This window comes from Solwaraspora sp. WMMA2101, assembly GCF_049179175.1.
Taxonomy (GTDB): Bacteria; Actinomycetota; Actinomycetes; order Mycobacteriales; family Micromonosporaceae; genus Micromonospora_E.
The window spans coordinates 169,585-181,888 of sequence record NZ_JBMHMA010000006.1 but is presented as its reverse complement, the minus strand read 5'-3'; the positions used below and the strand labels follow the sequence as shown (position 1 = coordinate 181,888).

At 71.5% G+C, this 12,304-nt stretch carries 8 protein-coding genes; 5 read left to right on the top strand and 3 right to left on the bottom strand.

Going from position 1 to position 12,304, the window contains the following annotated elements:
• Nucleotides 1–21 precede the first annotated feature (21 nt).
• Nucleotides 22–468: an OsmC family protein gene (locus ACN28F_RS01365; protein ID WP_289206330.1), complete on the bottom strand. Its 447-nt coding sequence runs from the start codon at nt 466–468 to the stop codon at nt 22–24.
• A 285-nt stretch (nt 469–753) separates the two neighbouring features.
• Between ACN28F_RS01365 and ACN28F_RS01360 the strand changes: the two genes are divergently transcribed.
• The 5 genes from ACN28F_RS01360 to ACN28F_RS01340 all read left to right on the top strand — a co-directional run bounded on the left by ACN28F_RS01360 (nt 754) and on the right by ACN28F_RS01340 (nt 8,582).
• Nucleotides 754–3,102, top strand: coding sequence for a HelD family protein (locus ACN28F_RS01360; RefSeq protein WP_421361208.1), 2,349 nt, complete (start codon nt 754–756; stop codon nt 3,100–3,102).
• 317 nt (nt 3,103–3,419) lie between these two features.
• Nucleotides 3,420–3,572, top strand: coding sequence for a hypothetical protein (locus ACN28F_RS01355; protein ID WP_289206329.1), 153 nt, complete (start codon nt 3,420–3,422; stop codon nt 3,570–3,572).
• Between the two features lie 13 nt (nt 3,573–3,585).
• Nucleotides 3,586–5,028 carry a methyltransferase gene (locus tag ACN28F_RS01350; RefSeq protein ID WP_289206328.1) on the top strand — a complete coding sequence of 481 codons (1,443 nt, stop codon included), beginning with the start codon at nt 3,586–3,588 and terminating at the stop codon, nt 5,026–5,028.
• Nucleotides 5,021–7,135: a sulfatase-like hydrolase/transferase gene (locus tag ACN28F_RS01345; RefSeq protein ID WP_421356845.1), complete on the top strand. Its 2,115-nt coding sequence runs from the start codon at nt 5,021–5,023 to the stop codon at nt 7,133–7,135. The genes ACN28F_RS01350 and ACN28F_RS01345 overlap by 8 nt, the downstream gene beginning before the upstream one ends.
• A gap of 163 nt (nt 7,136–7,298) precedes the next feature.
• Nucleotides 7,299–8,582, top strand: coding sequence for a citrate synthase (locus ACN28F_RS01340; RefSeq protein WP_289206326.1), 1,284 nt, complete (start codon nt 7,299–7,301; stop codon nt 8,580–8,582).
• Between the two features lie 79 nt (nt 8,583–8,661).
• On the opposite strand, the gene glgB is transcribed toward ACN28F_RS01340, so the two are convergent.
• Complete coding sequence (glgB, locus tag ACN28F_RS01335) at nt 8,662–10,581, bottom strand: 1,4-alpha-glucan branching protein GlgB (RefSeq protein ID WP_421356844.1); 1,920 nt, start codon at nt 10,579–10,581, stop codon at nt 8,662–8,664.
• On the bottom strand, nt 10,578–12,002 hold the full coding sequence (locus ACN28F_RS01330; RefSeq protein WP_421356843.1) for a glycosyltransferase family 4 protein: 1,425 nt from the start codon (nt 12,000–12,002) through the stop codon (nt 10,578–10,580). The genes glgB and ACN28F_RS01330 overlap by 4 nt, the downstream gene beginning before the upstream one ends.
• Between the last annotated feature and the right edge of the window lie 302 nt (nt 12,003–12,304).

Genomic DNA, 12,304 nt, shown 5'->3' with positions numbered 1-12,304 from the left:
GCCGCAGTGGCCGGCGCGAGGTCAGCCCGGTGGGACGCCGACCCGGCTCTCCTCCGGTCGGGCGGCCACCACGTCGACGGTGTGCCGGCTGCCGTCGGTGGCGCAGAACGGCCAGAGCAGGTCCGCCCGGCGGACCAGGGCGGCCAGTTGCTCACCGCTGAGGCCGCAGGACGAGACACTCGCCCGTACGTCGGCGCGGTAGCGGCCGTCCGCGTCCCGGTGCAGCCGGGTCTCGGCGCGGACCTCGACGGTGTGCGACTCGTCGATGATCTCGGTGGCTGCCTCCACCGCCGCGTGGTGCAGACAGGAGGCGAAGGCGGCGGCGAGCAGTTGCTCCGGGGTCAGCCCCGAGCCCTGCGGTGCCAGTGGTGAGGACAACCGGCTGGAGAACTCGCCGTCGTCGGTCCGGACCCGACCCGCCTCGGCGGTTGCTGATGCCTGATGGATCCAGGTGTCTGAGTCGCCCATCGTGCCCCCTCCGCGTCGTCCGCCCACCCCGCGTACCCCCCGGGTGGGCGGGGAAACACCGCCGGTCGGTGCCGGGGCGGGCCCGGGTCGGGGCCCGGTCGGGCGGCGACGCGGCCGGCGGGTCGGCCGGCGGTCGCACGCTATCGTGGGATCTTTCGTGGGCTGCGGACACGGCCGGATCCACGCACCGGTCGGCGCGGGCGCGTCGAGGCGGACAAACAGGGGGAAAGTGTGTCAAGTGTCGTGGGCGCCCGTGGTCGTGACAACGTCGGCGACGCGCACCGGATCGCCTCAGCCGCCCCGGCCCTGGCCGCTGAGCTCGCCGCCGAGCAGCAGTACGTCACCACGCTGTACGAGCAGGTGGACCGGTTACGGCAGCAGGCGCAGCAGCGACTGGCGGCGGCCCTGCGCTCCACCGGCGGCACGCCGCAGGCCCGCTCCGAGCGGGAGAGCACGGTGGCCCTGCACAGCGAGCGGATCGCCCAGTACGGCGCCGTGGAGAACGGCCTCTGCTTCGGTCGGCTCGACCTGACCGACGGCACCCGCCACTACATCGGCCGGATCGGGCTGTTCGACGAGAACGGCGACTACGACCCGCTGCTGATCGACTGGCGGGCACCGGCCGCCCGACCGTTCTACCTGGCGACGGCGGCGGCACCCGACGGGGTGTGGCGGCGGCGGCACCTGCGTACCCGGCTGCGGACCGTGACCGCGCTCGACGACGAGGTGCTCGATCTGGACCTGGCGCGTGACCGGCCGACGACCGCGGTGACCGGTGAGGCGGCGCTGCTCGCCGCGATCACCGCCGGGCGCACCGGCCGGATGAAGGACATCGTCGCGACCATCCAGGCCGAGCAGGACGAGATCATCAGAGCGCCGGTGGACGGGGTGCTCGTCGTGCAGGGCGGTCCGGGCACCGGCAAGACCGCCGTCGCGCTGCACCGGGCCGCCTACCTGCTGTACACGTACCGGCGGGAGCTGTCCAGCCGTGGCGTGCTGGTCGTCGGCCCCAACGCGACGTTCCTGCGCTACATCGCGCAGGTGCTGCCGTCGTTGGCGGAGACCGGTGTGCTGCTGCGTACCCTGGGGGAACTGTTCCCCGGGGTACGCGCGACCCGCGTCGAGCCGGTGGCGGCAGCTCAGCTCAAGGGGCGTGCCGAGATGGCCGCCGTGATCGCCGCCGCGGTCCGCGATCGCCAGGAGGTGCCGGACGAGACCGTCGTGATCGACGTGGACGGTCACCAGCTCCGGCTGACCCCGCAGATCTGTCAGACGGCCCGGGACAACGTCCGGCGGGCCGGGCGACTGCACAACCTGGCCCGCCCACTGTTCGACACCGAGATCGTGCACGCCCTGGCCAGCCAGATCGCCGAGGAGATCGGCGTCGATCCGTACGCCGACGATCCACTCGGTGGCGACGACGCGCCCGGCGACCCGCAGGTGCTCGCCGAAGCTGATCTCGCCGAGATCCGACGGGAGTTGCGGACGGACCCCGCGCTGCGGTCGGCCCTGGACCGGTTCTGGCCGGTGCTGACCCCGCAGCGGCTGCTGACCGACCTGTACGCCTCCGAGGAGCGGCTCGCCGCCGCCGCGCCGCATCTCGACGCCGCCGGCCGGGCGCTGCTGGCGCGCCCACCCGGTGGCGGCTGGACCCCGGCGGACGTGCCGCTGCTCGACGAGGCCGCCGAACTGCTGGGTGAGGACGACAGCGACGCACGGACGGCGGCCGAACTGCGTCGTCGCGCCCGTCTGGAGTACGCCGAAGGCGCCCTGGAGGTGCTGCGCGGGTCGGAGTCGATCGACGTGGAGGACGAGGCCGAACCCGAGATCCTGGCCGCGACGGACCTGCTCGACGCCGAGTCGCTGGCGACCCGCCAGGTGGCGGGCGACCGGCGGACCGCCGCCGAGCGGGCCGCCGCCGATCGTCGCTGGACCTTCGGCCATGTCGTGGTCGACGAGGCGCAGGAACTGTCGGCGATGGCGTGGCGGCTGTTGATGCGTCGCTGCCCGAGCCGGTCGATGACGATCGTCGGGGACGTGGCGCAGACCGGCTTCCTCGGCGGTGCCGCCGCCTGGTCGGACATTCTGGAGCCGTACGTGGCCGACCGGTGGCGGTTGGCGCAGTTGACCGTCAGCTACCGCACGCCGGCCGAGATCCTCGCGGTCGCCGCCCGGGTGCTCGCCGCGATCGATCCCGACGTCAGCGTCCCGCAGGCCGTCCGGGAGTCCGGCGTCGACCCGTGGTGGGAGCAGGTGTCCGGGCCGCAGGAGCTGGCGGATCGGCTGGTCGAGCTGGTCCGCCGGGAACTGCCCCAGGTCGGGTCCGGCCGGTTGGGGGTGATCGTGCCCGCCGGTGGTGCCGGGCCGCTCGGCGAGGCGGTCCGGGCGGCAGGGGCCGGCGAGGTCGCGTTCGGGGAACAACCGGATCTGGCCGCGCCGGTGGTGGTGCTGACCGTGGCACAGGCGAAAGGTCTGGAGTTCGACTCGGTGATCCTGGTGGATCCGGGCGCGATCCTCGCCGAGTCGGCACGGGGACGAAACGACCTGTACGTCGCCCTGACCAGGGCGACGGCCCGGCTCGGCGTGCTCTACCCCGGAACGCTGCCGATGGTGCTGCGCACCGGTGACGAGTAGGCGTCGGCGGCGCGCCTTCACCTGCCGTTGTCGAACTGTTACCCAAGCGGGCGACCGTGCCCCGGGCAGGGTTACCAGCGGGGTGAACCCCGGTGAAAGGCTGTGAAATGCGACAACGTTGCCGAGGGGTGCGGCCACCACGGGCCGCGTGGTGCGTGGGGCTGTCGGTGTGGGTGAGACGGGCGGCGTAGGGTGGTGGACGGCAGTTGTCCGCCAGGTGGCGGGCCGGCGAACCAACGATGACGCCGGCTCGGCCCGTCGGTGGTCGATCGCCCACCCTGTACGGCACGAGACTCGACAGTTGGGAGGTGGCCGGCATGACTGACGTATTGGCATACCTTGACGCCGGATCCGGCAGCTTGATCGTTCAAGCGGTGGTCGCCGGTGCGGCCGGGATGGTCGTCGCGACGAAGCTCTACTGGCGCCGCCTGGTCAGCCGGTTCCGCAAGCAGCCCGCCAAGAAGGACTGAGCGGCACCACTCGATGATCTCCGAACCGACGACCTCGACGTCACACGACGAGCCCGGATCCTTCCGGGATCCCGGGAACCAGGTCTTCTACGCCGGCGACCGGGTCCTGCGGGGGCTGGGTCCGCAGGCCGCGAAGGACTGGTCGGCGGTCGCCGCCAGCACCTTCCTGCCGCCGCTACTCGCCGCCGGCACGGTGATCGGCACCGAAACCGCCGAGGCGGACGAGGTGCCCCCGGAGGCCGCCGGTCGGTGGACGACGGTGCTGCGCCACGAGCGGGTGCCGTTCGTGTCCTACCCGTACGAGTGGTCGTTCGCGATGCTGCGCGACGCCGCCCGCCTGCACCTGGAGATCCTGCAGGCGGCGCTCGCCGACGGGGTGACCATGACCGACGGGTCGGCGTACAACCTGCAGTGGCGTGGCGCGGGTCCGGTCTTCATCGACGTGGGCTCGTTCCAACCCGGTGCCGCCGGCGAACCGTGGGCCGGGTACCGGCAGTTCTGCCAGACCATGCTCTACCCGTTGATGCTCCAGGCCCACCTCGGGCTGGACTTCCAGCCGTTGCTGCGGGCCCGCATCGACGGCATTGAGCCCGGTCAGATGCGCCGGTTGTTCGGCGGTGCGCGACGGTGGCGCGCCGGGGTGTTCAAGCACGTGCACCTGCATGACGCCATCCAGGCCCGGCACGCCGGCACCGCCACCGGCCAGGTCCGCGAGGAGATCCGCGACGCGGGTTTCTCCACCGAACTCGTGCAGGCCACGGTCCGCGCGGTCGCCCGGTTGGTCGACCGCCTGGACTGGGCACCACCGCGCAGCCACTGGGTCAACTACCAGCAGACCTGCACGTACTCCGACGACGACCGGACCGTCAAGACGGCCTTCGTCGATGCGGAGCTGGCCAACCGGCGGCCCGCGACGGTCTTCGATCTCGGCGCCAATGACGGCACCTATTCGCGGGTAGCGGCGAAGCACGCCGACTACGTGGTCGCTGTGGAGAGCGATCCGGCGGTCGTCGACGACCTCTACCGTCGGCTGCGCGGCGAGGGGGAGCGCCGCATCCTGCCGATCCTGATGGATCTCGCCGATCCCTCACCCGGCGGGGGATGGGCCGGCGACGAGCGTGCCCCGTTCCTCGCCCGGGCCAGGGCGGACACCGTGCTGGCGTTGGCCGTCGTGCACCATCTGGCGATCGGACGCAACGTGCCGTTGCCCCGGGTCCTCGACTGGCTGACCGCCATGCTGCCCGGCCAGGGCCGCCCCGGCCAGCTGATCATCGAGTTCGTGCATCCGGACGACCCGATGGCTCAGCAGTTGCTCGCCAACAAGCCGGCCGGGCTGTTCCCCGACTACCACCGCGCCGAGTTCGAACGCCTGTTGGCCGACCGCTACGAGATCACCCGACGGGAGGAGCTCCCGTCCGGGACGCGGACCCTGTACGCCGGGGTGGTCCGTGGCTGACGCCGACCCGAAGCCGGCCAGCCCGGTGACTGGCGACCCGCCGGCCGACCCGCCGGTCGGGGCAGATGCCCGGTCCGGCGGGGAGCTTCGGCGGCTGCTGGAGATCGTCGCGCTCTGCGGACTGGTCGTCGCGCAACCACTGCTCGACGTCGTCGGGCGCAGCCCCGACTTCTTCCTGTTCCACGGGGCCGGGACGGTCGAGATCCTGCTGCTGGTGGCCTTCTACACGGTCGTGCCGCCACTGGTGTGCTGGCTGCCAGGGCTGGCGGCCGGGTTGGCGGGCCCGCAGGCGCGCCGCGTCGCGCACCTGGTGACCCTCGGACTGCTGCTGACCGCGTTCGCCGTACAGATCGGCAAGCAGGTGTCACCGCTGCGCGGTGCGCTGCTGCTGGGTCTCGCCGCGGCGGTCGCGCTGGGTGGCGTGTGGGCGTACCGCCGCTGGAGCGGAGTCGGCCAGTTGCTGCGGCTGGCGTCGGTCGGTCCGATCGTGTTCGTGTCGTTGTTCGTGTTCGCCTCGCCGGCGTCTGCGGTCGTGCTCGCCAGCGGCCAGGAAAGCTCCGGGCCGGGGGCCGCCACCGGTGAGTCACATCCCCCGGTGGTGGTCCTGGTCCTCGACGAGCTGCCGCTGGTGTCGCTGCTCGGCCCGGACGGGCGCGTCGACGCGCAGCGCTTCCCGCATTTCGCGGAGCTGGCGGGCGGATCGACCTGGTACCGCAACTCCACCGCGGTCGGCGGTTGGACGCCGTACGCGTTGCCGGCGATGCTCAGTGGTCGGTACCCGCAGCACGAGGTGGCGCCGCACTACTCCCAGCACCCCGACAACCTGTTCAGCGCTCTGGGCGGCACATACGACATCAAGGCGCAGGAGAGCATCACCGAGCTCTGCGCGCCGCAGGTGTGCCCCGCCACCGACCAGACCGCGACGGACACCCTGCCGGTGCTGCTGCGGGAGACCGGGCAGTTGCTGGGCCAGATCCTCGCGCCGGTGGACAACCATGACGATCCGACCGCCAGCTTCCGGGAGCCGACGGCCCGTGACGCGGGGCTGACCGGGCCGGCGAGCACCGCCGACGAGGCCGTACCGAGCGATCCGAAGTTTCGGTTCCACACCCTCAACGACCACCAGCCGGCCCGGTTCGCCCAGTTCATCGACGGGCTGTCCCGGCCCGACGACGGTCCGACGCTGCACTTTCTGCACCTGCTGATGCCGCACGCGCCGTGGAACTACCTGCCGTCCGGGGTGCGCTACGAGGCCCCCGGTGACTTTCCGAACGAGGGTGCCGGCTGGGTGCAACTGGCCCGGCAACGTCACCTCGCCCAGCTCGGCTACACCGACGGGCTGATCGGTCAGACCCTCGACGCGCTGCGCTCCAGCGGCCGCTACGACGACGCGTTGCTGGTCGTCACCGCCGACCACGGGGTGAGCTTCACCCAGGGGGCGCAGGGGCGTGGCATGGGCGCGGTCGAGGCCGCACCGGCCGAGGTGCTCTGGGTGCCCACGTTCGTCAAGGAGCCGGGTCAGCGCAGCGGCCGGGTGGACGACCGCAACTGGGAACACGTGGACCTGCTGCCGACCATCGCCGCACACGCCGGCATCACGCTGCCCTTCGACGTCGACGGTATCTGCGGCGGGTGCCCGCCCCGGCAGCGGGCGGACAAGGAGTTCCGCGACGTACCTGGCCAGCCGGTGACGGTGCCGGGGCCGGCGACCTTCGACGCGTTGCTCACCGGGCGCGGGGGGCCGCCGTTGCCGGCGCCGATGCTGCCGGAGCTGGTCGGCCGGTCGGTCGGTGACCAACCGGTCACCGACGACGGGGTACGGGCGGAGGTTCTCAACGCCGACGACTTCAGCGGCGTCGACCCGGCCAGCGGCGAGCTGCCGATGCTGGCGTACGGCGAACTGCCCGCCACCGTGCCGACCGGCGCACCGCTCGCGGTCGCCGTCAACGGCGAGATCGCCACCGTGGTGCCGGCGCTGGCCCCCGATGCGAAAGGGCGCCGCTTCGCGGTGCTGCTGGAGGACGAATCGCTGCTGCGCGCCGGCGACAACCGGCTCGAGCTGTTCGAGGTCGTCGGCGGCGGTACGCAGCTCGTCCGACGCTGGTGACCGCACCAAGTCCTGTGGTTTGCCCGGTTTCGCGCGGGATGCGCCACTTGATCGGGTGACGCATCCCTCACCCTCGCCCTGTCCCTGTGGCAGCGCCACGCCGCACGATTACGGTAAAAAGTGAGGCACTCGACGAAGATCTGCCGGCGAAGCGAGGGACCATATGACGGATGTGAAGCTCGACCATCCTGGTGGCCAACTGTCGATGCCGGTGCAGCCGGCCGTCGACGGGCCGCCCGGGATCGAGATCGGCGCACTGCTGAAGGAGACCGGCCACGTCACGTTCGACCCCGGGTACGTCAACACGGCGTCGTGCGCGTCGGCGATCACCTACATCGACGGTGACGCCGGCATCCTGCGCTACCGGGGCTACCCGATCGACCAGTTGGCGGGCAAGGCCTCGTTCCTGGAGGTCAGCTACCTGCTGATCTACGGCGAGTTGCCCACCAGTGACCAGTTGGCCGCGTTCAGCGAACGGATCTCCCTGCACACCCTGCTGCACGAGGAGATGCGCCGGTTCTTCGACGGGTTCCCACGCGACGCCCACCCGATGGCGGTGCTCTCCTCGGCGGTGAGCGCCCTGTCGACCTTCTACCAGGACAGCCTGGACCCGTTCGACACCGACCACGTGGAGATCTCCACGGTCCGGCTGATGGCCAAGGTGCCGACGATCGCCTCGTACGCGCACAAGAAGTCGATCGGCCAGCCGCTGCTCTACCCGGACAACTCGCTGGGGTACGTGGAGAACTTCCTGCGGATGACGTTCGGCGTACCGGCGGCCCGGTATGAGGTCGATCCGGTCGCCGCCCAGGTGCTCGACATGCTCTTCGTGCTGCACGCCGACCACGAGCAGAACTGCTCGACGTCGACCGTACGGCTGGTCGGGTCCAGCAACGCGAACCTGTTCGCCTCCGTGTCCGCCGGAGTCAACGCGCTGTTCGGTCCGTTGCACGGCGGTGCCAACCAGGCCGTGCTGGAGATGCTGCAGGAGATCCATGCCTCCGGCGGTGACGTCCAGGACTTCGTCCGGCGGGTCAAGGGCAAGGAACGCGGCGTCAAGCTGATGGGCTTCGGCCACCGGGTGTACAAGAATTACGACCCGCGGGCCGCGATCGTCAAGCAGGCGGCGCAGGACGTGCTCGGCCGGCTGGACAAGCCGGATCCGCTGCTGGACATCGCGATGCAGTTGGAGGAGATCGCGCTCGCTGACGACTTCTTCGTCTCCCGCAAGCTCTACCCGAACGTCGACTTCTACACCGGCCTGATCTACAAGGCCATGGGGTTCCCGCCGAAGATGTTCACGGTGCTGTTCGCGCTGGGCCGGCTGCCCGGCTGGATCGCACAGTGGCGGGAAATGATCGCCGACCCCAGCAACAAGATCGGCCGCCCCCGGCAGTTGTACGTCGGACCGGCCGAACGCGGCTTCGTGCCCATCGCGCAGCGCTGAGCGGTCTGCCGTACCGCGACGTGCCGCTGCGGTGGCCGACCCCCGGATCGGGGCGGCCGCCGCAGCGGCACGTCGCGTTTCAGTCCGGGGCGTCGGCGTCGACCGGCACCGTCGAGGGTGCCGGTTCCGGGCGTAGCCAGACCGCCGCGAACGGTCCGACCGCGACGGTGGCGCTGACCGGCTGGCCGGCCAGCGCAGGACCGTCCGCCGTGACGGCACCGCAGTTGCCGACGTTCGATCCGCCGTAACAGTCGGCGTCGGTGTTGACGACCTCCCGCCACCGGCCCGGCACCGGCAGTCCGATCCGGTGCTGGTGGCGCGCCGCCCCGGAGAAGTTGACCATGCACGCCAGCACACCGCCGTTGGCGTCGTAGCGCAGGAACGAGATCGTGTTGGCGTCCCGGTCGGTGTGGTCGATCCAACGGAATCCCGCCGGCACCGTGTCCTGCTCCCACAGCGCCGGGCAGTCCCGGTAGGCCGCGTTCAGATCCCGCAGCAGGTGCTGCACCCCACCGACACCGGGGTCGTGGGCCAGCGACCAGTCCAGGCCGCGCTGCTCGCTCCACTCCTGCTCGTCGGCGAGCTCGCAGCCCATGAAGAGCAGCTGCTTGCCCGGGAATGCCCACATGTAGGCCAGCAGGCCGCGCAGGCCGGCCAGCCGCTGCCACCGGTCACCGGGCAGTTTCGCGGTCAGCGAGCCCTTGCCGTGCACCACCTCGTCGTGACTGATCGGCAGCAGGAACTGCTCGGTGTGCGCGTACGCCGCCGGCCAGGTCACCTCGTCGTGGTGGTGACTGCGGTGCACCGGGTCCCGCGCCAGGTAGCTCAACGTGTCGTGCATCCAGCCCATGTTCCACTTGAGTCCGAAACCGAGGCCGCCGGTGTCGGTCGGGCGGGTCACGCCGGGCCAGGCGGTGGACTCCTCGGCGATCATGACGATGCCCGGGTGCAACCGGTACGCGGTGGCGTTGAGCTCCTGAAGCAGCTCGATCGCCTCCGTGTGGGAGTTTCCGCCGGAGTGGTTGGGCAGCCACTGACCCGGGCCACGGGAGTAGTCCAGATACAGCATCGACGCTACCGCGTCGACCCGCAGCCCGTCGATGTGGAACTCCTCCAACCAGTACAGCGCGTTGGCCACGAGGAAGTTGCGCACCTCCCGGCGACCGTAGTCGAAGATCAGGCTGCCCCAGTCCGGATGCTCGCCCCGGCGGGGGTCGGGGTGTTCGTACAGCGCGGTACCGTCGAACCGGGCCAAAGCCCAGGCATCACGCGGGAAGTGCGCCGGCACCCAGTCCAGCAGCACCCCGATCCCCGCGCCGTGCAACCGGTCCACCAGGTGCCGGAACTCGTCGGGCGCGCCGAACCGGGAGGTGGGGGCGTAGTAGCCGGTCACCTGGTAGCCCCAGGAGCCGCCGAACGGGTGCTCCATCACCGGCATGAACTCCACATGGGTGAAGCCCAGGTCGGTGACGTGGTCCACCAGCTGATCGGCCAGTTGCCGGTAGCTGAGCCCCGGTCGCCACGACCCCAGGTGCACTTCGTAGATCGCCATCGGGCGGGCGTGGTGGTCGCTGCGGCGGGCGGCCAGCCAGTCGGCGTCCTGCCAGACGTAACCCGACTCGTACACCACCGAGGCCGTCCGGGGCGGCACCTCGGTGGCGGCGGCCATCGGGTCCGCCCGGTCGGACCAGGAACCGTCCGCACCCTGGACGCGGTACTTGTACCGCTGCCCGGCGACGACGCCGGGCACGAAGCCGGCCCAGACGCCACCGGAGCCGAGCCGTTCCAGTTCCTGTCCTTCGTACGGACCCCAGCCGGGTCCGTCACCGATCACGCGGACCCGGCGGGCGTTCGGCGCCCACACCGCGAACCGGCATCCGCCGGGTCGCGGGTGGGCGCCGAGCATCCGCCACAGCTGCTCGTGGCGGCCTTCGGCGAACAGATACAGGTCGAAGTCGCCGATCGTCTCGGTCAGCGGGGCCTCCCGGGTAGGGGTCACCTGCTCCCCGCGCCAGCGAGGAGGTTTCCGTCCGGGATGACGATAGTGGCCCGACCCTGCGCCATCCGAGAGGCTGCCCGTTCCGTGGCGAACGCCGAGGCCTGGGCGATGGCGGCGGCGTAGGTGGCGGCGGTGCGGTACGCGATGGCCGCCCACCCGTACTGGTCGGTGACCATTCGCCGGGCCCGCCGGGCGACCTGCCGGGCAAGGTCCGGATCAGCCAGCAGGGCGTCGACCGCCGAGACCAGCCCGTCGGTGTCCTTGGGCTGGAACGTCATCCCGGTGATGCCGGGCTCGACGATCTCGGCGAGGCCGCCGGTGGCCGCGACCGCCAGCGGCGCACCGGCGGCGGCACCCTCCAACGCGACCATGCCGAACGGTTCGTAGATGCTGGGCACCGCGAAGCAGTCCGAGGCCGCCATCAGCGCCGGCAGGTCGGTGCCACCGAGGAAGCCGGGCAGCGTGACCGCGTCACGCAGACCGAGCCGGTCGATGTCGGCTTCCAGTTCGCTTCGGTACGGGCCGTCGCCGGCGATGACCAGACGTAGCCCGGGGTGGCGTTGGCGCAGCCGGGGCAGGGCGGCGATCAGGTGCTGCACGCCCTTTTCGTAGACCAGCCGGCCGACGAACGACACCAGCGGGCCGTCGCCGGCGAAGCGCGCGCGGGCGTGGGCGACGGCGTCGGCCGGGACCTGCCAGCGTCGGGTGTCGACCCCGTTGGCCACCACGTCGACCCGGTCGGCGCGGGCACCGAAGAGGTCGATCACCTCGTCGCGCATGTAGCCGGAGCAGGTGATCACCCGGCCGGCCTCGTGGCTGAGCCAGTGCTCGATGGAGTGGATTGACTTGTTCATCTCGTCGGGGAGCCAGCCCTGGTGGCGGCCGGCTTCGGTGGCGTGGATGGTGGCGACGAGGGGGATGTCGAGGTGTTCCTTGAGGGTGATGGCGGTGTGGGTGACGAGCCAGTCGTGGGCGTGGATGACGTCGTATTCGGCGGACTGGGTGGCGCGTAGGGCGGCGCGGGTGAGGGTGTGGTTGAAGGCCATGGTCCAGGCGAGGAGGCTGGGGGTGGCCAGGGGGAACAGGGGTGGGTCCTCGGCGGCGCGGATGATGCGGACGCCGTCGGCGTATTCCTCCAGGGGTGCGCCGGGGGCGTGGCGGGTGACGACGGTGACCTCGTGGCCGGCGTTGGCGAGGGCGACGGAGAGGGCATGGACGTGTCGGCCGAGGCCGCCGACCAGTACCGGCGGGTACTCCCAGGACAGCATCAGGATGCGGCGGCGACCGTCGGCGGAGTCGCCGCCGACGCCGGTCGGCGGGTGCGGGCGTGACGTCGGGACCGGACGGCACGGACCGTCCTGGGTGACCAGTGCGTTGGCGAGCTGGTCGCCGATCCGCAGGGTCATCGCAATCTTCTCCATCCATACGAGGTGGTGCGGGCGCCGGCACCGGCGGCGGCAGGGGCGGGAGGTGCTCCGGGTGTTAATGGGGCGTGGTGTTGCTGGTGCGGCGGTGTCTGCTGCGGGTACGCGCGAAGGGGCGCCGGCCGTTCGGCCGACGAGGTGCGGTAGGGGTGGCCGATCGGCCGGTGGTGGTGGGCTCGCGCTGCGGTGCGCGTCGTCGCCCGTACTCAAGCAAACGGCATGGCGACCGGATTCGCATCCCGGAACGGCCGGAGGTGACCGAAGACACGGCCGGGGCGCGGCGTGCGGGTGCCCTGGCG